24 protein-coding genes and 1 riboswitch are annotated in these 26,160 nt (G+C 61.3%); of the genes, 10 read left to right on the top strand and 14 right to left on the bottom strand.

Features of this window, described 5'->3' with window-relative positions; genetic code table 11:
• Positions 1-136: 136 nt before the first annotated feature.
• Together CQ041_RS24250 and gloB are read right to left on the bottom strand one after the other, a co-directional pair.
• Positions 137-1,540, bottom strand: a complete 1,404-nt coding sequence (locus CQ041_RS24250; RefSeq protein ID WP_105524936.1) for a transglycosylase SLT domain-containing protein — start codon at positions 1,538-1,540, stop codon at positions 137-139.
• Positions 1,541-1,638: 98 nt separating this feature from the next.
• Complete coding sequence (gene gloB / locus CQ041_RS24245) at positions 1,639-2,406, bottom strand: hydroxyacylglutathione hydrolase (protein ID WP_105524935.1); 768 nt, start codon at positions 2,404-2,406, stop codon at positions 1,639-1,641.
• Positions 2,407-2,471: 65 nt separating this feature from the next.
• Here gloB and CQ041_RS24240 point away from each other — a divergent pair, with 65 nt between their 5' ends.
• From CQ041_RS24240 to CQ041_RS24220, 5 genes are all read left to right on the top strand, one after another.
• Positions 2,472-3,230: a class I SAM-dependent methyltransferase gene (locus CQ041_RS24240; protein ID WP_105524934.1), complete on the top strand. Its 759-nt coding sequence runs from the start codon at positions 2,472-2,474 to the stop codon at positions 3,228-3,230.
• A 31-nt stretch (positions 3,231-3,261) separates the two neighbouring features.
• A complete protein-coding gene (gene rnhA / locus CQ041_RS24235; RefSeq protein WP_010210917.1) occupies positions 3,262-3,714 on the top strand; it encodes a ribonuclease HI in 453 nt (150 codons plus the stop codon).
• 70 nt (positions 3,715-3,784) lie between these two features.
• Positions 3,785-4,525: a DNA polymerase III subunit epsilon gene (gene dnaQ, locus CQ041_RS24230; protein WP_163001950.1), complete on the top strand. Its 741-nt coding sequence runs from the start codon at positions 3,785-3,787 to the stop codon at positions 4,523-4,525.
• Between the two features lie 142 nt (positions 4,526-4,667).
• A complete protein-coding gene (locus CQ041_RS24225; protein ID WP_105524932.1) occupies positions 4,668-6,923 on the top strand; it encodes an Orn/Lys/Arg decarboxylase N-terminal domain-containing protein in 2,256 nt (751 codons plus the stop codon).
• A gap of 8 nt (positions 6,924-6,931) precedes the next feature.
• On the top strand, positions 6,932-7,498 hold the full coding sequence (locus tag CQ041_RS24220) for a GNAT family N-acetyltransferase (RefSeq protein ID WP_105524955.1): 567 nt from the start codon (positions 6,932-6,934) through the stop codon (positions 7,496-7,498).
• A gap of 48 nt (positions 7,499-7,546) precedes the next feature.
• Here CQ041_RS24220 and CQ041_RS24215 read toward each other — a convergent pair whose 3' ends face one another.
• On the bottom strand, positions 7,547-8,422 hold the full coding sequence (locus CQ041_RS24215; protein WP_105524931.1) for a LysR substrate-binding domain-containing protein: 876 nt from the start codon (positions 8,420-8,422) through the stop codon (positions 7,547-7,549).
• A gap of 109 nt (positions 8,423-8,531) precedes the next feature.
• On the opposite strand from CQ041_RS24215, the gene CQ041_RS24210 reads away from it, so the two are divergent.
• A complete protein-coding gene (locus tag CQ041_RS24210) occupies positions 8,532-8,876 on the top strand; it encodes a hypothetical protein (RefSeq protein ID WP_105524930.1) in 345 nt (114 codons plus the stop codon).
• Positions 8,877-8,937: 61 nt separating this feature from the next.
• On the opposite strand, the gene CQ041_RS24205 is transcribed toward CQ041_RS24210, so the two are convergent.
• On the bottom strand, positions 8,938-9,174 hold the full coding sequence (locus CQ041_RS24205; protein ID WP_105524929.1) for a hypothetical protein: 237 nt from the start codon (positions 9,172-9,174) through the stop codon (positions 8,938-8,940).
• Between the two features lie 227 nt (positions 9,175-9,401).
• Between CQ041_RS24205 and CQ041_RS24200 the strand changes: the two genes are divergently transcribed.
• Positions 9,402-9,956 (top strand): NADPH-dependent FMN reductase, encoded by a 555-nt coding sequence (locus CQ041_RS24200; protein WP_105524928.1) that lies wholly within the window; start codon positions 9,402-9,404, stop codon positions 9,954-9,956.
• A 55-nt stretch (positions 9,957-10,011) separates the two neighbouring features.
• Here the strand turns inward: CQ041_RS24200 and poxB are convergent, their stop codons facing one another.
• On the bottom strand, positions 10,012-11,736 hold the full coding sequence (poxB, locus tag CQ041_RS24195; protein WP_105524927.1) for a ubiquinone-dependent pyruvate dehydrogenase: 1,725 nt from the start codon (positions 11,734-11,736) through the stop codon (positions 10,012-10,014).
• Between the two features lie 77 nt (positions 11,737-11,813).
• Positions 11,814-13,046, bottom strand: coding sequence for an NADH:flavin oxidoreductase/NADH oxidase family protein (locus CQ041_RS24190; RefSeq protein WP_105524926.1), 1,233 nt, complete (start codon positions 13,044-13,046; stop codon positions 11,814-11,816).
• Between the two features lie 71 nt (positions 13,047-13,117).
• On the opposite strand from CQ041_RS24190, the gene CQ041_RS24185 reads away from it, so the two are divergent.
• Positions 13,118-13,522 (top strand): MerR family transcriptional regulator, encoded by a 405-nt coding sequence (locus tag CQ041_RS24185; protein ID WP_105524925.1) that lies wholly within the window; start codon positions 13,118-13,120, stop codon positions 13,520-13,522.
• 39 nt (positions 13,523-13,561) lie between these two features.
• Here the strand turns inward: CQ041_RS24185 and CQ041_RS24180 are convergent, their stop codons facing one another.
• From CQ041_RS24180 to metH, 4 genes are all read right to left on the bottom strand, one after another.
• Positions 13,562-14,056, bottom strand: coding sequence for a DUF934 domain-containing protein (locus tag CQ041_RS24180; protein ID WP_048727764.1), 495 nt, complete (start codon positions 14,054-14,056; stop codon positions 13,562-13,564).
• Positions 14,040-15,698 carry a nitrite/sulfite reductase gene (locus tag CQ041_RS24175; RefSeq protein ID WP_105524924.1) on the bottom strand — a complete coding sequence of 553 codons (1,659 nt, stop codon included), beginning with the start codon at positions 15,696-15,698 and terminating at the stop codon, positions 14,040-14,042. Before CQ041_RS24175 ends, CQ041_RS24180 begins: the two co-directional genes overlap by 17 nt.
• A gap of 410 nt (positions 15,699-16,108) precedes the next feature.
• Positions 16,109-16,327 (bottom strand): DUF2970 domain-containing protein, encoded by a 219-nt coding sequence (locus CQ041_RS24170; protein ID WP_105524923.1) that lies wholly within the window; start codon positions 16,325-16,327, stop codon positions 16,109-16,111.
• 52 nt (positions 16,328-16,379) lie between these two features.
• Positions 16,380-20,090 (bottom strand): methionine synthase, encoded by a 3,711-nt coding sequence (gene metH, locus CQ041_RS24165; RefSeq protein WP_105524922.1) that lies wholly within the window; start codon positions 20,088-20,090, stop codon positions 16,380-16,382.
• Between the two features lie 165 nt (positions 20,091-20,255).
• Between metH and CQ041_RS24160 the strand changes: the two genes are divergently transcribed.
• Both CQ041_RS24160 and nfuA read left to right on the top strand, forming a co-directional pair.
• Positions 20,256-22,547 carry a fatty acid cis/trans isomerase gene (locus tag CQ041_RS24160; RefSeq protein ID WP_105524921.1) on the top strand — a complete coding sequence of 764 codons (2,292 nt, stop codon included), beginning with the start codon at positions 20,256-20,258 and terminating at the stop codon, positions 22,545-22,547.
• Between the two features lie 95 nt (positions 22,548-22,642).
• Positions 22,643-23,227, top strand: a complete 585-nt coding sequence (gene nfuA / locus CQ041_RS24155) for a Fe-S biogenesis protein NfuA (RefSeq protein WP_032887092.1) — start codon at positions 22,643-22,645, stop codon at positions 23,225-23,227.
• An 84-nt stretch (positions 23,228-23,311) separates the two neighbouring features.
• Here the strand turns inward: nfuA and cobM are convergent, their stop codons facing one another.
• The 4 genes from cobM to CQ041_RS24135 form a co-directional block, all read right to left on the bottom strand.
• Positions 23,312-24,070, bottom strand: a complete 759-nt coding sequence (gene cobM, locus CQ041_RS24150; RefSeq protein ID WP_105524920.1) for a precorrin-4 C(11)-methyltransferase — start codon at positions 24,068-24,070, stop codon at positions 23,312-23,314.
• A gap of 69 nt (positions 24,071-24,139) precedes the next feature.
• A complete protein-coding gene (locus CQ041_RS24145; protein ID WP_105524919.1) occupies positions 24,140-24,532 on the bottom strand; it encodes a cobalamin biosynthesis protein in 393 nt (130 codons plus the stop codon).
• Positions 24,529-25,233: a CbtA family protein gene (locus CQ041_RS24140; protein ID WP_105524918.1), complete on the bottom strand. Its 705-nt coding sequence runs from the start codon at positions 25,231-25,233 to the stop codon at positions 24,529-24,531. Before CQ041_RS24140 ends, CQ041_RS24145 begins: the two co-directional genes overlap by 4 nt.
• An 11-nt stretch (positions 25,234-25,244) precedes the next feature.
• A complete protein-coding gene (locus tag CQ041_RS24135; protein WP_105524917.1) occupies positions 25,245-25,433 on the bottom strand; it encodes a CbtB-domain containing protein in 189 nt (62 codons plus the stop codon).
• A gap of 97 nt (positions 25,434-25,530) precedes the next feature.
• A riboswitch (cobalamin riboswitch) is annotated at positions 25,531-25,732 on the bottom strand.
• Positions 25,733-26,160 lie beyond the last annotated feature (428 nt).

Here is a 26,160-nt window from a genome sequence, read left to right as displayed (position 1 = left end):
GCTGAAAGCACAGCCGATCAATGTGGGAGGGGGCTTGCCTCCGATGGCAGTGTGTCAGCCAATGAATCGGCTGGCTGGCACTCCGCTATCGGGGGCAAGCCCCCTCCCACATTGAGTCCTCGGTGGACTTGAGGCCTCAGCGCGGCCCGGAAACCACCAGCATCTGCCCTGGTTTCAGCGCCTGGCCAGTGCGCGGGTTCCAACGCTTGAGGTGTTGCATTTCAACGTTGAAGCGCTTGGCGACGATGTACAGCGAGTCGCCTTTCTTGACCTTGTACTGCACCGGCTTTTTCGCGGCGATCTTGCGCGTGTCCTGCATCACCAGGGTCTGGCCGACCTTGAGCGATTGGCCGTTGAGCTTGTTCCAGCGCTGCAGGTCATGCACGTCGACCCTGTTGGCCTTGGCGATCAGCGTAAGGTTGTCGCCACTGCGTACCTTGTAGTTGCGGGTACGGCCGGCCACGGCCTTGGTCTCGACTTCGTCGAACACCGGCTTTTTCGGGCGCATGCTCAGCAATTCTTCCGGCTTCATCGTCGAAAGGGTGCTGGTAAGCAACTGGGCCTTGGAGGTTGGCACCAGCAAATGCTGGGGGCCGTCCAGGGTGGTTCGTTGCTTGAGCGCTGGGTTGAGCTGGAACAGTTCGTCTTCGTCGATCTCGGCCAGCGCGGCGACCCGGGACAGGTCCATGCTTTGCTTGACCTCAACCACTTCGAAGTACGGCGTGTTGGCAATCGGGTTCAGGTTGACGCCGTAGGCCTCGGGGGCCAGCACCACTTGGGACAGTGCCAGGAACTTGGGCACGTAGTCCTTGGTTTCCTGGGGCAGTGGCAGGTTCCAGTAGTCGGTCGGCAGGCCGAGCTTCTCGTTGCGCTCGATGGCCCGGCTCACGGTGCCTTCACCGGCATTGTAGGCCGCAAGGGCCAGCAACCAGTCACCGTTGAACATATCGTGCAGACGGGTCAGGTAGTCCAGGGCGGCGGTGGTGGAGGCGGTGATGTCTCGGCGGCCGTCGTAGGCGCGCGTCTGGCGCAGGTTGAAGTAGCGCCCGGTGGAAGGAATGAACTGCCACAGGCCCACTGCGTCGCTGCGCGAATAGGCCATTGGGTTGTAGGCACTTTCAATCACTGGCAGCAGCGCCAGCTCCAGCGGCATGTTGCGTTCTTCAAGGCGTTCGACGATGTAATGAATGTAGAGGCTGCCGCGTTCGCCGGCGTTCTCCAGGAAGGACGGGTTGCTGGCGAACCACAAGCGCTGTTGCTCGATGCGCGGGTTGACGCCGACGCCGTCCTGCAGTTGAAAGCCCCGGCGCATGCGTTCCCAGACATCCTGTGGCACTTCCGGGGCAGGCTTCTCTGAGAGCCAGATAACGGGTTTTTGCTTGATCTTGGCAGCAAGATTCGGTTTGGGTTGCACGGTGGATTGTGCAGCGTAATTTGTCGATTGGCAGCCCGCCAGAGTTGCGGAAACGGCCACCGCCACGGCTTGAGCCAGGCGGGTCAATGCGTCTGAAGAGATGGAATTACGAATAGATGACGACATTGGCTGGAAGTAAGTTCCGGGCAAAAATGTCGGGCGATTCTAGAAAGCACTTCGGTTCCGGTCAACCATTCAGAAATTGCGTATCAGATTGCATCCCTTTAGAACTTATCTTTCCAAGCCCTCAAGCTAGCAAACACCTCGGCCCCAGAGCGGTTGTCGCGGCCATTCCGTTCGTCCGCTTTTTGTTTAACGGATGTTTCAGAGGTACGAAGAAAGGGGTTGGTGCGTTTTTCCAGCGCCAGGGTCGATGGCAGCGTGATTTCACCACGGGCGCGCAGTTGGCGCACGTTTTCGACCCGTTCGGCGATGTCCGCATTCTCCGGTTCTACCGCTTGGGCGAACTTGAGGTTGCTCTGCGTGTATTCGTGGGTGCAATACACCCGTGTGTCGGCGGGTAGTTCGGCAAGACGCGTCAGCGAGGCATGCATTTGTTCCGGCGTGCCTTCGAACAAGCGGCCGCAGCCAGCCGCGAACAGCGTATCCCCACAGAACAGCACCCCCTGGTGATAGAAGGCGATATGGCCCAGGGTATGGCCGGGCACGGCATACACGTCGAAATCCCAGCCCAGCACATTAATACGGGCATTATCGTCGAGGGCGACATCCCGCGCCGGGATCTGTTCGTGCGCCGGGCCGTAGACCTTGGCGCCGGTAACCTGTTTGAGTTGCTCGACGCCGCCGACATGATCGTGGTGATGGTGGGTGACCAGTATGTCGCTGAGGGTCCAGCCGGGGTTTTGGTCGAGCCAGTCGAGTACCGGCGCGGCATCGCCGGGATCGACCACGGCGCAACGTCGGGACTGCGCGTCCTGTAACAACCAGATGTAGTTATCGGTGAAGGCGGGCAGGGCACTGATCTGTATCATTCTTCGATTCGCCAAGCTGAACACATTGGTGCATCTTAGAACGTCTAGGCGAGTTGGAGAATGCAATGACTGATAAAGCGTTCGCCCAGGCCGATCCTGAGTGGCTGGCCCTGATCAGCGCCGCCCGCGAATGGCTGTCGGGGCCTATCGGGCAATTCCTGCTGGAGGAGGAGCGGCGCATGCTCGAAGACGAGCTGGGCCGGTTCTTTGGTGGCTATCTGGTGCATTACGGCCCGTCTGCCCAGACCCCGCCGTCGGCGCCGCAGGTGCAGCGCAATGTGCGCCTGGGCGCGCCGCTGCCGGGGGTCGAGATCGTGTGCGAGGAACAGGCCTGGCCGTTGAGCGAGCATGCCGCCGATGTGGTGGTGTTGCAGCACGGCCTGGATTTCTGTCTGTCGCCCCACGGTTTGCTGCGCGAAGCGGCGAGCAGCGTTCGCCCTGGTGGCCATTTGCTGATCGTCGGCATCAACCCTTGGAGCAGTTGGGGTTTGCGGCATATGTTCGCCCATGACGGACTGCGCCAGGCGCGCTGTATCTCGCCCCAACGGGTGGGGGACTGGCTCAACCTGCTGGGCTTCGCGCTGGAGAAACGCCGCTTCGGGTGCTATCGTCCGCCGCTTTCGTCCCCCAAGTGGCAAGCTCGCCTCGCCGGATGGGAGCGCCGCGCCGGCGCGTGGCAGTTGTCCGGTGGTGGCTTCTATTTATTGGTGGCGCGCAAGATCGTGGTCGGCCTGCGGCCGGTACAGCAGGTGCGCCGCGAGCAACTGGGCAAGCTGGTGCCGATGCCGATGGCCAAGGTCAACCGCGAGCAGCGCGAACCGTAGAACCTCTTTTTGATTTGATGTCGAGCAACCGATGACCGATAGCGTAGAACTCTTCACCGACGGCGCCTGCAAGGGCAACCCGGGCCCAGGCGGCTGGGGCGCCTTGCTGGTATGCAAGGGCGTCGAGAAGGAACTGTGGGGCGGCGAGCCCAATACCACCAACAACCGCATGGAGCTGATGGGCGCCATCCGTGGCCTGGAAGAGCTCAAGCGCCGCTGCAACGTGTTGCTGGTGACCGACTCGCAGTACGTGATGAAGGGCATCAACGAGTGGATGGTCAACTGGAAAAAACGCGGCTGGAAAACCGCGGCCAAGGAGCCGGTGAAGAACGCCGACCTGTGGCAATTGCTCGATGAGCAATGCAATCGCCATGACATTACCTGGAAGTGGGTACGCGGCCACATCGGCCACCCGGGCAACGAGCGCGCCGACCAGTTGGCCAACCGTGGCGTGGACGAAGTGCGGGGCTACAAGCAGAGCTGATGCCGGTTCACGTGTTAACATCGCGCCTTTCGAAACACATCACACCGTTGAGAGCTGAACCCTGATGGCCATCCGATCCGTAGTACTCGATACCGAAACCACCGGCATGCCGGTGACTGATGGCCACCGGATCATCGAAATCGGTTGCGTCGAGCTGCTGGGCCGTCGCCTCACCGGCCGTCACTTCCACGTCTACCTGCAACCGGACCGCGACAGTGACGAGGGCGCGATCGGCGTCCACGGTATTACCGACGAATTCCTCAAGGGCAAGCCGCGTTTCGCCGAGGTGGCCGACGAGTTTTTCGAGTTCATCAACGGCGCGCAGTTGATCATCCATAACGCGGCGTTCGACGTTGGCTTCATCAACAACGAATTTGCCCTGATGGGGCAGACCGACCGCGCGGATATTTCCCAGCACTGTTCGATTCTCGACACCCTGATGATGGCCCGCGAGCGTCATCCGGGCCAGCGCAACAGCCTCGATGCCTTGTGCAAACGCTATGGCGTCGACAACTCCGGCCGTGAACTTCACGGCGCCTTGCTCGACTCCGAGATTCTCGCCGACGTCTACCTGACCATGACCGGCGGGCAGACCAGCCTGTCCCTGGCCGGTAACGCCTCGGACGGCAGCGGTTCGGCGGAAGGCTCGGGCAACCGTCCTTCGGAAATCCGTCGGCTGCCGGCGGATCGCAAGCCGATCACCATCATCCGCGCCAGCGAGCAGGACATGGCTGAGCATGCGGCACGCCTGGAAGCCATCGCCAAGTCGGCGGGTGCGCCGGCGTTGTGGACTCAGTTGACCCAGCAATAATTCCGGTTGAATGAATTCTTAGTGTGGGAGGGCGCAAGCTCCCTCCCACATTTTGATCCTCCTGGCCTGTTAAATCTTCATTCGCGACATCTGCTCGCAGCTTCTACCCTTGAGTGCATAGCCCTCAGGACTGCAAGCACTCATGTACAAAGACCTGAAGTTTCCCGTCCTTATCGTGCACCGCGACATCAAGGCCGACACCGTTGCCGGTGATCGGGTCCGAGGCATCGCCAGGGAGCTGGAACAGGAGGGCTTCAGCGTCTTTTCCGCGATGGACTACGCCGAGGGGCGCATGGTGGCGTCTACCCATCATGGCTTGGCCTGCATGCTCATCGCCGCCGAAGGCGCCGGCGAAAACACCCACTTGCTGCAGAATATGGTCGAGCTGATCCGCCTAGCGCGGCTGCGAGCGCCCAACTTGCCGATCTTCGCCTTGGGCGAGCAAGTGACCCTGGAAAACGCACCGGCCGACGCCATGAGCGAACTCAACCAGTTGCGCGGCATTCTCTACCTGTTTGAAGACACGGTGCCATTCCTGGCCCGGCAAGTAGCCCGCGCAGCGCGCAGTTACCTGGATGGCCTGTTGCCGCCATTCTTCAAGGCGCTGGTGCAACACACCGCTGACTCCAATTATTCGTGGCACACCCCCGGACACGGCGGTGGCGTGGCCTATCGCAAAAGCCCGGTCGGGCAGGCGTTCCATCAGTTCTTTGGGGAGAATACCCTGCGCTCGGACCTGTCGGTCTCGGTACCCGAGCTGGGTTCGCTGCTGGACCACACCGGGCCGCTGGCCGAAGCCGAGGCCCGGGCAGCGCGCAACTTTGGCGCCGACCATACGTTCTTCGTGATCAACGGCACTTCAACCGCCAACAAAATCGTCTGGCATTCCATGGTCGGGCGTGACGACCTGGTGCTGGTGGACCGCAATTGCCACAAGTCGGTGCTGCACTCGATCATCATGACCGGCGCCATCCCGTTGTACCTGTGCCCGGAACGTAATGAACTGGGGATCATCGGCCCCATTCCCTTGAGCGAATTCAGCCCCGACTCGATCCGCGCCAAGGTCGACGCCAGCCCGCTGACCCGTGGCCGCGAACCGAAAGTGAAGCTGGCGGTGGTCACCAACTCCACCTACGACGGCTTGTGCTACAACGCCGAGCTGATCAAGCAGCAATTGGGCAACAGTGTCGAGGTGCTGCATTTCGACGAAGCCTGGTATGCCTACGCCGCCTTCCACGAATTTTTCGCCGGGCGTTACGGCATGGGCACCTCGCGTAGCCCGGACAGCCCGCTGGTGTTCACCACCCATTCCACCCACAAGCTGTTGGCGGCGTTCAGCCAGGCCTCCATGATCCATGTGCAGGACGGCGGCGCGCGCCAGCTGGACCGCGATCGCTTCAACGAAGCGTTCATGATGCATATCTCCACCTCGCCCCAATACAGCATCATCGCCTCGCTGGACGTGGCGTCGGCGATGATGGAAGGTCCGGCGGGGCGTTCGTTGTTGCAAGAAATGTTCGATGAGGCCTTGAGCTTTCGCCGGGCGCTGGCCAACCTGCGTCAGCACATCGCCGCCGAGGACTGGTGGTTCTCCATCTGGCAACCGCCGTCGGTGGCGGGCATCGACCGTGTGGCCACCGCGGACTGGTTGTTGCACCCAGGCGATGACTGGCACGGTTTCGGCGAGGTGGCCGAGGATTACGTGCTGCTCGATCCGATCAAAGTCACCCTGGTAACGCCCGGCCTGACGGCCGGCGGCGCGTTGAGCGATTGCGGGATTCCCGCCGCGGTTGTCAGTAAATTCCTCTGGGAGCGTGGGCTGGTGGTGGAAAAGACCGGCTTGTATTCCTTCCTCGTGCTGTTTTCCATGGGCATTACCAAGGGCAAATGGAGTACCTTGTTGACCGAATTGCTGGAATTCAAGCGTAACTACGATGCCAATGCCAGCCTTGCCAGTTGCTTGCCGTCGGTGTTTGCCCAAGGCCAGGCGCGCTATCAGGGCCTGGGCTTGCGCGATCTGTGCAACCAGTTGCACGGGTGCTACCGCAGCAACGCTACGGCCAAGCACCTCAAGCGCATGTACACCGTACTGCCGGAAATCGCGATGAAACCGGCCGATGCCTATGACCAATTGGTGCGAGGCGAAGTGGAGGCGGTTTCCATCGACGCCTTGCCAGGGCGCGTCGCAGCAGTGATGCTGGTGCCTTACCCGCCTGGCATTCCGCTGATCATGCCGGGAGAACGCTTTACCGAGTCGACGCGGTCAATCATCGACTACCTGGCGTTTGCCCGGACGTTCGATAGCAGTTTTCCCGGTTTTGTTGCCGATGTGCATGGGCTGCAACACGAAGACGACGGCAGTGGTCGTTGTTACACCGTCGATTGCATCAAGAGTTAGGGATGTTTATGCAAGCTGTAATGAACCCGAAGTATCCAGGGCTCAGTGTACGGGTCGCCGACGAGGGCTTTGACGCCTACGTGTGGGGCAATGATTTCAGCTTTGAGGTCAACGCCTACGGTGAACCGCAGATGGGCAAGCGGGTCGACCAATGGCCCGTGGAGCGCATCTTGCCGTACCGCAAGTGTTATGGCATCGATCCGGAAGAGTTCGCCAGTTTCCGTGATGCGCCGGACAGTGCGATCTTCATGGCCTACCTGGATGATTGCCCGGTGGGGCATATCGTGGTCAGCACCAACTGGAACGGCTTTGCCCATGTCGATGAGTTGGCGGTTGCCTTGCCCGCGCGGCGTCATGGCGTGGCCAAGGCATTGCTGGATGTGGCGCAGTTCTGGAGTCGCAAGAAGAACCTGCCGGGCATGATGCTCGAAACCCAGAACAACAACCTCGGCGCCTGCCGTCTGTATGAGCGCTGTGGGTACGTGATGGGTGGTGTGGATCAGCTGCGCTATCGCGGCATCGACCCCCAGACCCGTGAAGTGGCGATTTTCTGGTACCGCCTTTTCAAAACGTAGGCGCCAGCTTGCTCGCAAACTCCCGAGCGCGCGGCGTGTTGTCTGCGCCTACAGGAGTGCTTCGGCTTTCTGCGTGATGATCTCAATCAACGCGTTCAATGCGGGTGATGCCACGGCATCCTTGAGGGTCAGCGCGTACAGGTTGACCGTGATCGGCGGCGACAGCGGGCACGCACCCTGCGCCCCCGCGGCCGTAAACGGGTCCACCACCGCCAGGCCTTCTCCCGCTTCCACCATGCTGCGCATCATCTGGTAAGTCTGTACGTGCGTCTGCACCACCGGTGACGGTCGCAGGGCTTGCAGCTTCGCGTCCAGCAAGCGGCTGAGGGGGTCTTGGCCTTCGAGCCCGATCAATGACTGGCCGGCCAGGTCCTGCAGGGCGATGTACTTCTGCTTGGGCTTGAGCCAGCCATGGGGCGCCAGCAATTGCAGTTTGCCCTGAGCCAGCACCGTGCTGCGGATTTGCGGATGTTCCGGGTCGTGCAGGCTCAGACCGACGTCGGCTTCGTGCAACAACAGGCTCCTGATGATCTCCCGGGTTGGCTGGCTCGACAGGTTGCACGGGGTGTCCTGGAACCGTCGGCGCAGCGCGGCGATGCTTTGTGGCAACAGTTGATTGGCCAGCGGCGGGGTGCACAAGGCGCGCAAGGGTGGGGCGTGGTGGTGTTTCAATCGGCTGGCCAGGCGTTGCACAGGCTCGAGCGCTTCGTACACCTGGGCAATCCCGGCTTGCAATTCCAGGGTTTCCCGGGTGGCCTGCAAGCGTCCGCGCACGCTGGCGAACAACATGAAGCCAAGCTGCTGCTCGGCGTCCTTGAGGGCTGCGTCCACCTCGCCCACGGGGAGTTGCAACCATTCGGCGGCCGTGCCGAGGTGTCCGGTCTGCAAGATGGCCTGAATCACTTCGAGATGACGTAAACGCATCGACGGAGTCTATGTGCAGCGCGCCGGGGATTCAATAGAATGGCGGTGCTGATCAACAACGACCAAAGCCGGCTGCCGGCACTTACAACAAAAACAGGTCTGGTCTCATATGCCTCTTCCCTCGAAATACTTCGGGGTAACGGCCAAGCAATTGCTGGTCCTGGTGACCGTCGGGTGCGTGGCCGCTTATCTCATCGATGATCAAAACGACACAACGCCGCACAATCTTGCGCTGGAAGGCTTCATTCGTTCTCAGGAGCAGGTGGCCGAGCAAGTCGGTGCGGTATTGGAGGTTGCCCTGGTCAGGCAGGTAGTGGCGCATCCTGGCTACAACGCTGCGGGCTATACGCGCTCGGAATATGCGGTCGAAGGCGAGCGGGGGCGCGTGCTGGTGACACTCAAAAGCGGGGAAGGGGACTCGGGGGTCGAAGTAACGCAGATTCGCGCACCATGATCATGCCAGCCCAGTCAATGCCATCAATGGCCAGGACTGAGCAGGTGCACAAGGCGCGATCTTATGAAGCGAGGGTGGTCTCGGATTCGCGCACAAGAATGGTGCCCGATTGAATCAACTTGAATTCGTCGCCTTCCAGTTTCTCTACACGGTCGCCAATGGCCAGCTTGTAGGTGGTGGTAGGTGCCGAACCAGCCAGGTCGCCTTGCGCCGGGTTGGATTCCTGGAATTCATGCACCGAATACACGCGACCTTCCGCGTCTCTGGCATGAAACTGTCCGACTAGTACTGCTGCCATCTGTTTAGAACCTCTGGAGATAAACACTCGATTTGCGGTTCTGTAGACCGTTATGGAGCGGGGTAGTTTACTTACGGGATAAAAATACTATTCGTCGATATTTGCAGACGCTTCCTACGCGCTGGGTAGCGAGGCAAACGCTGTGGGAATTATCAAAACCTTCTGGTGAACACGGCGCGAAAACTCTATAACTACAGGCTCCTTTAGTCAGACGTCGGGAAACCCCAATGAGCAAGGTCTACACCGTCGCCGTCGTGGTCGGCAGCTTGAGAAAAGACTCGATCAACCGCAAGGTCGCACTGGCATTGGCCGAACTGGCCCCTGCCAACCTGAAGTTGAACATTGTGGAAATCGGCGACTTGCCGCTCTACAACGAAGATATCGACGTGACACCGCCGGCAGCCTACAGCACTTTCCGCCAACAGGTGAGCTCATCCGACGCGGTGCTGTTCGTGACCCCGGAATACAACCGCTCCGTGCCGGCCCCGTTGAAGAACGCAATTGACGTGGGTTCCCGCCCCTACGGCCAGAGCGCCTGGAGCGGCAAGCCGGGTGCGATCATCAGCGTGTCACCGGGCGCCATCGGCGGTTTTGGTGCCAACCATCATCTGCGCCAGTCCCTGGTGTTTCTCGACGTGGCCTGCATGCAACAACCGGAAGCCTACCTGGGTGGGGCGGGCAACGTGTTTGACGAGGCGGGCAAGGTGTCGGAGAAGACCAAGCCATTCCTGCAGGCCTTCATCGATGCCTACGGCAAATGGGTGGAAAAACAACAGGGCTGAATGGGTAATACGGGCAAACGGTGGGAGGGGGCAAGCCCCCTCCCACCGTTCTAGATCAGCGCAGCCAGTTAGTGCGGGCCAGCTCGATGACCTCATCGCCGCGCCCACTCATGACGGCCTTGAGCATGTACAGGCTGAACCCCTTGGCTTGCTCCAACTTGATAGTCGGCGGCATCACCAGTTCCTGAGTCGCCGTCACTACATCCACCAGCACCGGCCCATCATGGGCCAGGGCGCGGCGCAATGCCGGTTCCAGGTCTTCGGACTGTTCCACGCGAATGCCCAGGATCCCCATGGCATTGGACATGGCGGCAAAGTCCGGGTTTTTCAGCTCGGTGCCAGCGTCCAGATAACCCGCGGCTTTCATCTCCATCGCCACAAAACCCAGCGACGAGTTATCGAACACGATGACTTTCACCGGCAGTTTCAACTGTGCCAGTGAAATGAAATCCCCCATCAGCATGGCGAAACCGCCGTCGCCCGACATCGAGATCACCTGACGATCTGGAAATGCCGCTTGTGCGCCAATCGCCTGGGGCATCGCATTGGCCATCGAGCCGTGGTTGAACGAACCGATCAGCCGGCGTTTGCCGTTCATCTTCAGGTAACGTGCGGCCCAAACGGTGGGCGAGCCCACGTCAGCGGTGAAAATCGCGTCATCGTCCGCCAGTTCGCTGAGCAAGCGCGCAACATATTGTGGATGGATCGGCCGGTTGGCCTTGGACGGTTGCGCCAGGTCATCAAGGCCTTGGCGGGCTTTCTGGTAATGCGTCAGCGACGTGTCGAGAAAGCTGCGATCGGTCTTGCGCGTCAAGCGCGGCAGCAGGGCGTCGATGGTTTCACCCACGTCGGCGGCAATGCCCAGGTCAAGCGTGGCGCGGCGCCCCAGCGCTTGTGGGTCGCGGTCGACCTGGATGATCTTTGCATCGGTCGGGTAGAACTGACGGTAGGGGAAATCCGTGCCGAGCATGATCAGCGTGTCGCAGTCGAGCATCGCGTGGTACCCGGAGCTGAAGCCGATCAGGCCGGTCATGCCCACGTCGAAGGGGTTGTCCCATTCCACGTGCTCTTTGCCACGCAAGGCGTGTACCACCGGCGCGCCGAGGGTGTCAGCCAAGGCCACCACCTGGTCGTGGGTCCCCGCGCAACCGCTGCCGCACAGCAGGGTGGTTTTCTGGCTGCTTTCAAGGATCTCGACGAGGTGCTGCAGGTCCTGCTCCGCCGGCAAGGTGCGCGGTGCATGCAGGGCCGGCCAGGGCTTGAGTTTGTCTTCCACTTCCAGCAGTGAAACGTCACCCGGTATCACCACCACGGCGACGCCGCGATTGAGGATCGCCGAACGCATGGCGCGGTGCAGCACGTGAGGCATCTGCTCCGCACTGGTGACCAGTTCGACAAAGTGGCTGCATTCCTTGAACAGCTCCTGGGGATGGGTTTCCTGGAAGTAATTCAAGCCGATTTCGGTGGAGGGGATCTGCGCCGCAATCGCCAGCACCGGCACATGGTTGCGGTGGCAGTCAAACAGGCCGTTGATCAAGTGCAGGTTACCCGGTCCGCAACTGCCGGCGCATACCGTCAATTCGCCGGTGGCTGCCGCTTCGGCGCCGGCCGCGAACGCGGCAACTTCCTCGTGGCGCACATGCATCCACTCGATGCTGTCCATGCTGCGCAAGGCGTCGGTGAGGCCGTTGAGGCTGTCACCGGTCAGGCCCCAGATGCGCTTGATGCCCGCCTGTTCAAGGGTGGTCGCCATCTGTTGGGCCAGGTTGATTTTCGCCATGAAGAACTCCAATCGTCAGTGAGGTTAAAAACTGCTGATCAATAGGGGACAGTTCGATCACGGCGAATGCTCCGCTTTTAATGTGAAGATTGCGTCATGGACGCTCGGTACTGCCGCGTGCGCCGGGCGATAAACCACTGGTCACGTACCAGCGCCATACATGGAGCGACCTTGGCCTTGGGCAAGTCACCCCGGCTCAGGCGCTGCATCTGGTAACGCACCACGGCCAGAATGGCGAGGGAGGCCAGGGGTTTGCGCTTCCAGTCGATCGGTTTGAGTTGCGGATTGGGGTCGCGGCCTTCGCGCCAGTGCGTGATCAACTGGGGCTCCAGGGTCAGGGCCGTGGCGATGCCCGCCATGGCGATGCCGCTGTCCAGCACGTGCTGCACGATGGGCAGGCGGCGGATGCCACCGGTGACCATCACCGGCATTTTCGCGACGCCCGCCAGTTCGGTTGCCATTTCCAGGAAGTACGCTTCGCGCGCCAGGGTGCGCCCGTCGCGCGCTTCGCCTTGCATGGCGGGCGCCTCGTAACTGCCGCCAGACAGCTCCAGCAGGTCGATGGGCAGCGGGTTGAGCATCTCGATCACGGCACGCGCATCGGCCTCGGCAAAACCGCCGCGCTGGAAATCGGCGGAATTGAGTTTGACCCCCACGCAGAATGACGGGCTGACGTTGGCACGCACGGCCGCGATCACGTCCAGCAGCAAGCGTGCACGGTTTTCCAGGGATCCGCCCCAGCGGTCGGTGCGTTGGTTGCTCAAGGGCGACAGGAACTGGCTTAGCAAGTACCCATGGGCGCCGTGGATCTGCACCCCGGTAAACCCGGCTTTCTCGGCCAGTTGGGCGCTGGTGGCGAAGCGCTTGATCACGTCCTGGATATCGTCCTCGCTCATGGCCTGGGGTTTGGCGAACATTTTCGAGAAGCCCCCCAGGTCGAGGGCCACGGCGGAAGGTGCCACGGCTCGCTGGCGCAGGTTGGCCGGGGTCTGGCGGCCTGGATGGCTGAGCTGCACCCAGAAGTGCACCCCTTTGTCCCTGGCGACCGACGCCCATTCACGAAAGCTGTGCAGATGCTGTTCGTCTTCCAGCGCGACACCGCCGGGACCGGTCATGGCGCGCCGGTCGATCATCACGTTGCCGGTGATCAGCAAGCCCGGCTCACCCTCGGCCCAGGCCTTGTACAACTGTTTCAATTCACGGGACGGGGCTTGCCGGCCATCAGCCATGTTTTCTTCCATCGCGGCCTTGGCGATGCGATTGGAGAGGACTTGGCCATTAGGCAGTTGCAAGGCTTCAAAGGGTGACATGGGTTGACTCCTGAGCAGGGGAGGCCTCAGGCTAAGCTTAAAGTTAACTTTAATGTCAAGCAGGCACGGCGATGAATATTGGTGAACTGGCCAAACAGAGTGGGTTGGCGGCGTCGCGCATCCGCTTCTACGAGGCCGAGGGGCTGATCAGCCAGGTCGGGCGTCAAGCCAACGGATACCGACGTTATGCACCGGAAGCGTTGATGGCCTTGCAGTTGATCCAGAGCGCGCAGCAGGCCGGGTTTACCTTGCAGGAGCTCAAGGCGTTGATGCCGGCACCGGGGGAGCACAAGCGCGAAGAGTTGATCGAGGCGCTGGAGCGCAAGGTGGCGCAGATCGAACAGATGCAGGCGCAATTGGCCCACAGCAAGGCGCAATTGTTGGGGGTGATTGAGGCGGTGCGAGCGCAGCCGGAAGGGGTGCCGTGTTCCATGGGGCAAAAGCAGGTACTGGCGTCAATCAAATCGAACCCATAAAAAAACCCTGGCATGCCAGGGTTTTTTCCAGAGCAAGGCTCAGCGGCGGCGGAACAGCGGCAACGGCTCATCCGTCGCAGCCTGGTACGTCACCGAGAAGTCCTTGAGGCTTTCCAGTGCTTCGTAGGGGTCTTTGTCTGCGCGCAGGGCGAAGGCATCGAAACCGCAGCGACGCAGGTAGAACAGTTGGTCGCGCAGCACGTCGCCAATCGCCCGCAACTCGCCCTTGTAACCGTAGCGGTCACGCAAAAGGCGCGCATTGGAGTAGTTGCGACCGTCGGTGAAGGCCGGGAAGTTCAGGGCGATGACCTGGAAGTGTTCCACGTCGTCGCCGATTTCCTCGGCTTCTTCATCGGCGTCCAGCCACACGCCCAGGCCGCCATCGCGGGCCTTGAGGGCGTGGCCATGTTCGCGCCACAGGGCCAACGGTACGATCAGGTCGTCACAGTTGGAAATGCCGTCGAAGCTCGCGTCCTTGGGCAGCAGGTGCCAGGTTTCGTCGAGGACTTCGTTGTTCTTAATGATTCGCTGCATAGACGCGCTCCTTGAACAGGTCGATGCCAATGCGCTGGTAGGTGTCGATGAAGCGCTCATCTTCGGTGCGCTGCTCGATGTACACGTCGATCAGCTTGCCGATCACCTCCGGCATGGCTTCCTGGGCGAAGGACGGGCCGAGGATCTTGCCCAGGCTCGCATCGCGGCTGGCGCTGCCGCCCAGGGACACTTGGTAGAATTCTTCGCCTTTCTTGTCCACGCCCAGGATGCCGATGTGGCCAACGTGGTGGTGACCACAGGCGTTCATGCAACCGGAAATGTTCAAGTCCAGCTCGCCGATGTCGAACAGGTAGTCCAGGTCGTCGAAACGGCGCTGGATCGATTCGGCAATCGGGATCGACTTGGCGTTGGCCAGGGAGCAGAAGTCGCCACCCGGGCAGCAGATGATGTCGGTCAGCAGGCCGATGTTCGGCGTGGCGAAACCGCCTTCACGCAGCTCGCCCCACAGGGTGAACAGCTGGCTCTGCTCGACGTCCGCGAGGATGATGTTCTGCTCGTGGGAGGTGCGCAGTTGACCGAAGCTGTAGCGGTCGGCCAGGTCGGCGACGGCGTCCAGCTGCTTGTCGGTGATATCACCTGGCGCAACGCCGGTAGGTTTCAGCGACAGGGTCACGGCCACATAGCCCGGCTTCTTGTGCGCCAGGGTGTTGCGGCCACGCCAGCGGGCGAAACCTGGGTGCTCACGGTCGAGGGCGGCGATCTCGGCGTCCTGATTGCTCAGGGCCTTGTATTCGGGGTCGACGAAGTGCTTGGCGACGCGATGCACCTCGGCTTCGGTCAGGGTGGTCTGGCCGCCGCGCAGGTGTTCCATCTCGGCGTCGACCTTCTGGGCGAACACCTCAGGGGTCAGCGCCTTGACCAGGATCTTGATCCGGGCCTTGTACTTGTTGTCACGACGGCCATAGCGGTTGTAGACCCGCAGGATGGCATCGAGATAGCTCAACAGGTCTTGCCACGGCAGGAACTCGTTGATGAAGGCACCGACCACCGGGGTACGGCCCAGGCCGCCACCCACCAGTACACGGAAGCCCAGCTCGCCGGCAGCGTTGTACACCGGCTCCAGGCCGATGTCGTGCACTTCGATGGCCGCGCGGTCCGAGGTCGAGCCATTGATGGCGATCTTGAACTTGCGTGGCAGGTAGGCGAATTCCGGGTGGAAGGTGGTCCATTGACGGACGATTTCACACCAGGGGCGCGGGTCGATCAACTCGTCGGCGGCGACACCGGCGAACTGGTCGGTGGTCACGTTGCGCAGGCAGTTACCGCTGGTCTGAATGGCGTGCATCTGCACGGTGGCCAGTTCAGCCAGGATGTCCGGCACGTCTTCCAGCGCCGGCCAGTTGAACTGGACGTTCTGGCGGGTACTGATGTGGGCATAGCCTTTGTCGAAATCGCGGGCGATCTTGGCCATCATGCGCGTCTGGCGCGCAGTCAATTGGCCATAAGGCACGGCAACCCGCAGCATCGGCGCAAAACGCTGAACATAAAGGCCATTTTGCAGGCGCAGAGGGCGGAACTCTTCTTCGCTCAGTTCACCTGCCAGATAGCGTCGGGTCTGATCACGGAACTGCTTGACGCGGTCCTCGATGATGCGCTGATCGTATTCGTCGTATACGTACATATAGGTCCTGTTCTCGGCAAATCTGCGCGCACGGCCGCGCACTCCCAACGGAGCCGGCGCACGATACCAGTTTGCGTTTATGCGCAAAAGTGATGTTTGAGTATATGCAAATAACCAAAATGACTAATGAGACTGGTTCTCGCGATAACCCTATTTGTCATGCGGGCAATCCTCGACTTTACTGAGGTCGAGTCTGATGCAATCACCTGACAAAACCGATAAGAGGCGATGCGATGAGCAATTCGACAAAAGCCCGTAAACCCGACAGTACCGTGGATGCCTGGGCGATTCTGTTCTTGATTATTCTGGTGGTGGGTACAGCTGTGTTCTGGGTGAGCCACCAGTAGGCAGACACAATAGGAAACCCAATGCGGGAGGGGGGAAAGCCCCCTCCCACATTTTGATTGTGTTTACACGCCGGCCAAGTGCAGCACCAGTTGGACGATGCCAAACAGCGTCAGCGCAAATACCGCTGTAAACACGATACCCAGAAGCACAAAGTGGCTGGGCTTTCCATGGGTAAAATCACGTGCACGATTTTTCCCGCTCTGCACGCCAAACGCCGCCGCCATCACGCTGTGCAGCATCTGCCAAAAGGTTGGGGGCTTGTTATTGGCTGGATCGTCCATGTGTCCCTCCGCACGAGATGTGTCAGGGACAGCATAGACAATCCATCCGACTTCAGTTGTCGTAACCCAGGTTCGGTGCCAGCCAGCGCTCGGTCACGGCCAGGTCCTGGCCCTTGCGTGCGGTGTAGCTGGTGACCTGGTCCTTGTCGACCTTGCCCACGGCAAAGTACTGCGCCTGCGGGTGGGCGAAGTACCAGCCGCTGACGGCCGCTGCGGGGAACATTGCGTAGTGCTCGGTGAGGAATACGCCGCTGCGCCCAGCCTGCAGTTCGCGGGCTTCAGGGTCGAGCAGTTGGAACAACTGGGCTTTCTCGGTGTGGTCAGGGCAGGCCGGGTAACCGGGGGCAGGGCGGATGCCGCTGTATTGCTCCTTGATCAGCGCCTCGTTGTCCAGTTGCTCGTCCTTGGCGTAACCCCAATAGTCTTTACGCACTTGCTGGTGCAGCCATTCGGCGCAGGCTTCGGCCAGGCGGTCGGCAAGGGCTTTGACCATGATCGAGTTGTAGTCGTCGCCGGCATCTTGATACGCCTTGGCCACTTCCTCGGCGCCGATGCCGGCGGTGGTGATGAAGCCCCCGATATAGTCGGTCACGCCGCTGTCCTTGGGCGCAACGAAGTCGGCCAAGGAGAAGTTCGGCTTGCCGTCGGTCTTGATGATCTGCTGGCGCAGGTGATGCAGGGTCGCCAACGGCTTGTCATCCTCGCCGTAAACTTCCAGGTCATCGTCGCGCACCTGGTTGGTCGGCCAGAAACCAAATACAGCGCGGGCGCTGATGAGTTTTTCGTCGATCAGTTTCTTGAGCATTTCCCGGGCATCGGCGTACAGCGTGGTGGCGGCTTCGCCGACCACTTCGTCGGTGAGTATGCGCGGGAATTTGCCGGCCAGGTCCCAGGAAATAAAGAACGGTGTCCAGTCGATGTACTCGGCCAGGACGTTCAGGTCGATATTGTCCAGCACCTTGGCGCCGGTAAACGTTGGAACCACCGGGCTGTAGGTACTCCAGTCGAACTGTGGCTTCTTGGCGATAGCGGCCGCGTAGCTCAAGCGTTCGGTACGAGCACTGCGGTTGGCGGTGCGTTCGCGCACTTCGACGTACTCCTCGCGGGTACGCTCGACGAAGCCGGCTTTCAGCTCTTTGGACAGCAACTGCGTCGCTACGCCTACCGCGCGGGAGGCGTCGGTGACGTACACCACCGCATCGTTGCTGTACTTGGGCTCGATCTTCACCGCCGTGTGCGCCTTGGAGGTGGTCGCGCCGCCGATCATCAGCGGCAGGTGGAAGTCCTGGCGCTGCATCTCGCGGGCCACGTGCACCATCTCGTCCAGCGACGGCGTGATCAGGCCGGACAGCCCGATGATGTCGCACTTCTGCTCCTTGGCCACCTGCAGGATCTTCTCCGCCGGCACCATCACGCCCAGGTCGACGATGTCATAGCCGTTGCAGCCGAGTACCACGCCGACGATGTTCTTGCCGATGTCATGCACGTCGCCCTTCACCGTGGCCATCAGGATCTTGCCCTTGGCTTCTGGCTTGTCGCCTTTTTCCAGCTCGATGAACGGGATCAAGTGGGCCACGGCCTGTTTCATCACGCGCGCGGATTTCACCACTTGGGGCAGGAACATTTTGCCCGCGCCGAACAAGTCGCCGACGATGTTCATGCCGGACATCAGCGGGCCTTCGATCACTTCGATCGGGCGCGCGAACGACAAGCGCGATTCCTCGGTGTCCTCGACGATGTGGGTGGTGATGCCCTTGACCAGCGCGTGCTCCAGGCGCTTGTTGACTTCCCAGCTGCGCCATTCCTCGGTCTCGGCTTCCTTGACGCTGCCATCGCCCTTGTACTTGTCGGCGATGGCGAGGAGGGCGTCGGTGCCTTCCGGGGTGCGGTTGAGCACCACGTCTTCCACGGCGTCGCGCAGCTCGGCCGGGATCTGGTCGTAGATCTCCAGCTGGCCGGCGTTGACGATGCCCATGGTCAGGCCGTTGCGGATCGCATGCAGCAGGAACACCGAGTGGATCGCCTCGCGCACCGGGTTGTTGCCCCGGAACGAGAACGACACGTTGGACACGCCGCCCGACGTCAGCGCATACGGCAGCTCGTCACGGATGTAGGCGCACGCATTGATGAAGTCGACGGCGTAATTGTTGTGCTCCTCGATGCCGGTGGCGACCGCGAAGATGTTCGGGTCGAAGATGATGTCTTCCGGCGGGAAGCCGACTTCATTGACCAGGATGTCGTAGGAGCGTTTGCAGATTTCTTTCTTGCGCGCTTCGGTGTCGGCCTGGCCGGCTTCGTCGAAGGCCATCACCACCACGGCGGCGCCGTAGCGCTTGCACAGCTTGGCGTGGTGGATGAACTGTTCCACGCCTTCTTTCATGCTGATGGAGTTGACGATGCCTTTGCCCTGGATGCATTTGAGGCCGGCTTCGATCACGTCCCACTTGGAGGAGTCGATCATGATCGGGACGCGGGAGATATCCGGCTCGCCAGCGATCAGATTGAGGAAGGTCACCATGGCCTTCTTCGAGTCCAGCATGCCTTCGTCCATGTTGATGTCGATCACCTGCGCGCCGGCTTCCACCTGCTGCAGGGCGACTTCGAGGGCTTCGGTGTAGTTGTCTTCACGGATCAGCCGGGCGAACTTGGCCGAGCCGGTGATGTTCGTGCGTTCGCCGACGTTGACGAACAACGAGCTGCGATCAATGGTGAACGGCTCCAGGCCCGACAGGCGGCAAGCCTTCGCAATATCCGGGATCGGGCGCGGCGCATAACCGGCCACCGCCTTGGCGATGGCTTCGATATGGCCCGGCGTGGTGCCGCAGCAGCCGCCGACTATATTGAGGAAGCCGCTCTGGGCGAATTCTTCGATGACCTTGGCGGTTTCCGAGGGCAGTTCGTCGTACTCACCGAACTCGTTGGGCAGGCCGGCGTTAGGGTGTGCGGAAACGTGGGTGTTGGCCTTGTTCGACAGCTCTTCCAGGTACGGCCGCAGCTCGCTGGCGCCCAGGGCGCAGTTGAGGCCGACGGAAATCGGCTTGGCATGGGCGACCGAGTTCCAGAAGGCTTCGGTGGTCTGGCCCGAGAGGGTGCGGCCGGAGGCGTCGGTGATGGTGCCGGAGATCATGATCGGCAACTCGAGGCCCAGTTCTTCGTAGACACCCTGCACCGCGAAGATCGCGGCCTTGGCGTTGAGGGTGTCGAAGATGGTTTCGATAAGGATCAGGTCGGCACCGCCTTCGATCAGGCCTTTGGTGGCCTCGGTGTAGTTTTCCACCAGTTCATCGAAGGTCACGTTGCGGTAGCCGGGGTTGTTCACGTCCGGCGACAGCGAGCAGGTGCGGCTGGTCGGGCCAAGCACGCCCGCGACGAAGCGCGGCTTGTCCGGGTTTTCGCCGGTCTTGGCGTCGGCGACCTTGCGTGCCAGGCGTGCGCCTTCGACGTTCAGCTCATAGGCCAGTTCTTCCATGCCGTAGTCGGCCATGGAGATGCGCGTGGCGTTGAAGGTGTTGGTCTCGAGGATGTCGGCGCCGGCATCCAGGTAGGCTTTTTCGATACCGCCGATGACGTCCGGACGGGTCAGCACCAGCAGGTCGTTGTTGCCCTTGACGTCGCTCGGCCAGTCCGCGAAGCGCTTGCCACGGTAGTCATTTTCCTCAAGCTTGTAGCTCTGGATCATCGTGCCCATACCACCGTCGAGGATCAGGATGCGGTCCTTGAGGGCTTGATGAAGGGCTTGCAGACGAACGCTACGATCGGACATGGGACTACTCTAGGTCAGGCATTTCGGAGGGCGTGAATCATAACAAACCTGTGCCGATTTTGAGCATGTGCTGTTTTGCATGAATATCGTTCATGTTGCTCGAAGGTATGGCCCGGTAGAATCACCGACACATTACAGCGCAAGCATTGAATCGGGACCGGATACATGTCACTTCGTCTTATCGTCAGCGCCGTCCTGGCCTTGATAGCCAGTACTGCCCAGGCAGAAGGATCCGCCCCGGCGATCTCTTATACCCGCGACATCCAACCGATTTTCACCGAGAAGTGCGTGGCCTGCCATGCCTGCTACGACTCTGCCTGCCAGTTGAACCTGGGCAGTGCCGAGGGCGCAGCCCGGGGTGCGAGCAAAATGCCGGTGTACGACGGCGAACGCACCCAGGCGACGCCGACCACGCGGTTGTTCTATGACGCGTTTGGCAAGCAGGCCTGGCAGCAGAAGGGCTTCTATTCCGTGCTGGACGCCCAGGGCAGCCAGGCCGCGCTGATGGCGCGCATGCTGGAGCTGGGGCACACCGCGCCGCTGCCCCCCAACACCAAGCTGCCCGACAATATCGTGCTGGGCCTGAACCGCGCGAACATGTGTGCCACCCCGGGCGAGTTCAATGCGTACGCGGGCGCCCACCCCAAGGAAGGGATGCCTCTGGCCGTCACCGGCCTGACCGACCAGCAATACCAGACCCTGCAACGCTGGCTCGCCTCCGGTGCGCCGATTGACGAACAAGGGCTGGCACCGAGTGCCAAGGAGGCCCTGCAGGTCCAGCAGTGGGAAAACCTGCTCAACCGCCCCGGCGCCAAGGAAAGCCTGGTCGCGCGTTGGTTGTTCGAGCACCTGTTCCTCGCCCATATCTACTTTGAAGGCGGCGAGCCTGGGCATTTCTTCCAGTGGGTGCGCTCACGCACGCCGAGCGGCCAGCCCATCGACCTGATCGCCACCCGGCGCCCCAACGATGATCCGGGCACGCAGGTGTACTACCGCCTGTGGCCGGTGCAGGGCGTGATCGTGCACAAAACCCACATCACGTACCCGTTCAGCGCGGCGAAATTGGCGCGGGTCAAGGACCTGTTCTACGCCGACAACTGGCAGGTCAATGCCTTGCCGGGTTATGGGCCGGGCCGTCGCGCCAACCCGTTCGAGACGTTCGAAGCCATCCCGGCCAAGGCCCGCTATCAGTTCATGCTCGATAACGCCGAATACTTCGTGCGCACGTTCATTCGCGGGCCGGTGTGCCGTGGGCAGATTGCCACGGACGTGATCCGCGACAACTTCTGGACCCTGTTCCAGGACCCGGACCATGACCTCTACATCACCGACGCCCGTTATCGCGGCCAGACCACGCCGTTGCTGGCGATGCCGGGGCAGAACGATGATGTCGGCAGCGTCCTCAGCCTGTGGCTGGCCTACCGCGACAAGCGCAACGCCTACGAGGCTTTGCGCCGCGACAATTACGCCGACCTGCCGGCGCCCAACTGGTCTAGCCTGTGGGCTGGCAATGACAACGCCTTGTTGAGCATATTCCGTCACTTCGACAGCGCCTCGGTGACCAAGGGGTTGATCGGCGAAGTGCCGCAGACGATGTGGTTGTTCGACTACCCGCTGCTGGAGCGCACCTATTATCAGTTGGCGGTGAACTTCGATGTGTTCGGCAATGTGTCGCATCAGGCCCAGACGCGGCTGTACTTTGACCTGATCCGCAACGGTGCCGAGCAGAACTTCCTGCGCCTGATGCCGGCGGACTCTCGCGAAGACTTCCTCGATGACTGGTACCAGAACAGCGGCAAACTCAAACTCTGGCTGGACTACGAAGCCATTGACGACGACACGCCCACTGGCCTGCACCTGAGCGAAAAGGATCCGAAGCGCGACTTCGCCAACCAGTTGCTTGCGCGCTATGGCAGTTTGAACGCCAGCCCGGACCCGATCAACCGTTGCATCAGCGCCTATTGCTCGGGCAGCGGCATCGACCCGGCGCTGCAGGACGCCGAGCAGGCCCTGAGCCAGCTCACCGCGCGCCCGGCGGCCGGCCTCAAGGTCATCGACCAATTGCCTGAAGCGACCATGCTGCGGGTCGAAACATCTACCGGTAAACGTGTGGTCTACAGCCTGTTGCGCAACCGTGCCCACAGTAATGTGGCGTTCCTGCTGGGGGAGGCATATCGCTATCAGCCGGGCCTGGACACCGTGACGATCTACCCAGGCGTTCTGAGCAGCTACCCGAACTTCATGTTCAATATCCCCACTCAGGAAGTACGCGAATTTGTGGCCCAGATGCAGCAGGTCAAGGATGCCCAGGGCTTTGAAAAGGTGGTCGACCGTTGGGGCGTGCGCCGCACGCATCCGTTGTTCTGGCAGTACTTCCATGACCTGTCGCAGTACATCCACGAAACCACGCCGGTGGAAGAGGGTGTGCTGGACATGAATCGCTACGAGAACCTGTAAGCGCCATCGCCGGCAAGTTCCTGACAAAATTACTCGGACTTTGTACCTGGGTAATATTTTGGCGTAAACTGCCGGCAAGCCTGTGAGGAGTTTCCATGACTGCCATAACCATTACCGACGCCGCCCACGATTACCTGGCCGACCTGCTGTCCAAGCAGAACACCCCGGGTATCGGCATCCGCGTCTTCATCACCCAGCCTGGCACGCAGTACGCCGAGACGTGCATCGCCTACTGCAAGCCGGGTGAAGAAAAACCTGAAGACACCGCCCTGGGGCTGAAAAGCTTCACGGCGTACATCGACCACTTCAGCGAAGCCTTCCTGGATGACGCCGTGGTCGACTACGCCACCGATCGTATGGGCGGCCAGCTGACCATCAAGGCCCCGAACGCCAAGGTCCCGAGTGTCAACGCCGACAGCCCGGTGAACGAGCGCATCAACTACTACCTGCAAACCGAGATCAACCCTGGGTTGGCCAGCCATGGCGGTCAGGTCAGCTTGATCGATGTGGTCGATGACGGCATCGCGGTGCTGAAATTCGGTGGCGGCTGCCAGGGCTGCGGCCAGGCGGACGTGACGCTGCGCGAAGGCATCGAGCGTACGTTGTTGGAGCGTGTGCCGGAGCTGAAGGGCGTGCGTGACGTGACCGACCACACGCAGAAAGAAAACGCCTACTACTGAGTAAGGTGTTCGCTGCAGACGAAAAAACGGCGCCCCGTGAGCGCCGTTTTTTATGCTTTAAATTCAGCGGCTTGCGTCAATAACCTAATCCTGTTTCTCAGGGCGGAAGAGGTGCGCATGGCCTGCGCGGTACAGCGACGATTCACTGAAAGTGTCGCTGGCGAGCACCCGGCCCACCACGATCAGTGCCGTGCGCCGAAACCCCTTGGCCGCGACTTTTTCGGCAATGTCGCTCAGCGTGCCTGTGGCCCAATCCTGGTCCGGCCATGTTGCCCGATGTACCACGGCAATTGGGCAATCCGCGCCGTAATGCGGGAGCAGCTCGGCGACTATTTTATCCAAATGGTTGACCCCCAGATGGATCGCCATGGTGGTGCCATGCTGCGCCAGGCTGTCGAAATCCTCACCGGCGGGCATGCTGGTTTTGTCCGCATAGCGGGTCAGGATCACGCTCTGGGCGATACCCGGCAGGGTTAGCTCGGTTTCCAGCAAGGCTGCACAGGCGGCCACGGCCGTGACACCGGGGATGATCTGGAACGGGATGCCCAGCTCGCGCAGATGACGAATCTGCTCGCCAATTGCCCCATACAGGCTTGGATCACCCGAATGCACCCGCGCCACGTCCTGGCCATTGGTGTGGGCCGTCCTGATCAAATCGATGATCTGTTCCAGATGCAGCTCGGCACTGTTGACCACCGTTTGCGCCCGATGGCCTTCCAGTACCGCCGCGGGCACCAGCGAGCCGGCATAGATGATCACCGGGCAACTGCGGATCAGCCGCTGGCCTTTGACGGTGATCAGTTCCGGGTCGCCGGGGCCTGCGCCGATGAAGTAGACGGTCATGGGGATTCCTGTTTGAAAGCGGGCGAGCATGAAGATTGCTCATGATCGGGAAGGACAATTATCGGGATTTCAGCCGGCACACGCCAATGCAAAGGTGGCCTGGGTGGTTTTTTTGCGAGGGATCAGCAAGCGCGCAGGGCTGTTGGCGAGTTGCTCGGCCAGGGCCAGGGCGGCGCTTTCGGCGATGCCATAGCAGCCGGTATGGGCATAAGCGACCTCGGATTTATGGCTCAGGCGGTGTTCGAACACCGCCAATTGCCCGGCGCTGAAACAGTGCAGCGGTAATTGCAACTGCTGCGCCAGTGCCAGTAATCCCGGTTCATCCTGCTTGCGATCGATGCTGGCCAGTGCGGTTACCTGCGTGGGGTCGAGACCGCCCTCGGCGAGGGCGGTCTCGAACAGGTCCAGCAGGGCGCGAACGTCACAGCCCCGCTGGCACCCCAGGCCGACCACCAGGGTCATGCCGAGTGTTGGCCGTCACGGTTGCGACGGAACAGCCAGGCGCTGATCAGGCCCAGGGCCAGCCAGAACGCGACGTTGGTCAGCTGCGAGGCGATCTTGAACTGGGCTTCCAGTTCTTCAGGTGCCAGCATCGAATGCACCTGCGGTTGCGGCGCGCCAATCACGTGCGGCACCACCAGGATCGCCACGCCCAGCGCCTTGAGCAGCCAGTTGCGACCAAATACGATCAGCGCGATACCGGCGGCGGTGGAGGCGGCAGTGCCGATCCACCAGACTTGCCGTTGCGCCAGATCGGCAGCAGCAGTGCCCGGCAGTTCCGGCGGCAGGCCCATGGTCGGCGCCAGGACGAAGGTGGCATAACCGGCCAGGCCCCACAACAGGCCCTGGGCGGTACGAGTAGGCGCACGCAGCGTGTACAGACCGGCCAGCATCAGCGCAAAGCCGACGGCGACCACTAGATTGCCACCGGTGGTGGACAGCACGCGTTGCCAGCCGTCTTCAGGCTCCCAGGCTTCGGCGTCGTGGCTGTGTGCGGCGGCGCCTGCGGCGTGGTCATGGGGCATTTCGGTCGCTGCGGGTGCTTGCTCGAAGGCTTCCGCCTGCAGAATCAACGGGGCGACCCAGAAACTTTGCAGCAGGGTCAGCAGCAGGGCGGCCGCCAGGCCGGCGAAACCTGCGGTGTGCGCGATACGCTTGATCATGTCGGCAGGTCTCAATGGCACGGGAACGCAGCGCTGTGGCGGGTATCGTGGGCGGCGTTGTGCACCGCTTCGATATGGGAGAACCCGGCGAAATACACCAGGCACGCGCCGAGGATCGACGCACCAATGGCGGCGGTCAGGCGTTGGCTCAGGGTGGTGGTGCTGCTGGCGGTAGACGAAGTGCTGCTGATGGTCGACATGGCGCGTCCCTTTGGGTGTTCAGGGTGAGACGAGCGCATGAAAACCCCGCGAGCCGGGCACGCAGGGTTTCGAACAGCGCCCGCCCACCGCGGGTTTGTTATCTGATTATTTTCGGGCCGGTCTCCGGGCTTGCGAGGGGCTCAATGCCTGAAAACGTCGCCTTCCCATGCCTGGGCACAGTGGATATGACGTTTCGCTCGCTTACCGTTGCGGGGGCAGCACCGGACTGGTCATATCGCTATGACGCACCGGTTTCCCGTTTCACCCTTTGCAGGGCACCCGAAACAAGGGTGTAGGAGAGCATGGGGGTGGGAGGGGAGTCAATTGGGATCTGCGCTGGGTCGGGGTATATCCGTTGCTGCGGTAACGGCTACGTAGGGTTCCGCTCTTGCAGCGGGTCACTTTTTGAAAAGCGCCCAAAAAGTAACCAAAAACGCTTTGCCCAACGCTTGGCACCACGTCGTGTCGGGTTGCCCACGGATTCAAGCCTGCGTTCGGCCAGCGTGTTTGACGGGGCGCTCCAGATCAGGAGCAAAAGCGCGGCGGCCTGGTAGCCGACCGTTTGGGTGCGCGGTTCACAGTTCAAATGTGGGAGGGGGCTTGCCCCCGATGGCTATTTTTTTGTGTACATATCCATTGCTGCGGTAATGGCGGCTTAGGGTTCCGCTCTTACAGCGGGTCACTTTTGGAAAGGCCCAAAAGTAACCAAAAGGCCTTCGCCCCAAC

Source organism: Pseudomonas sp. MYb60 (assembly GCF_002979555.1).
Lineage (GTDB): Bacteria > Pseudomonadota > Gammaproteobacteria > Pseudomonadales > Pseudomonadaceae > Aquipseudomonas.
This window is presented reverse-complemented; position numbering and strand designations above follow the sequence as displayed.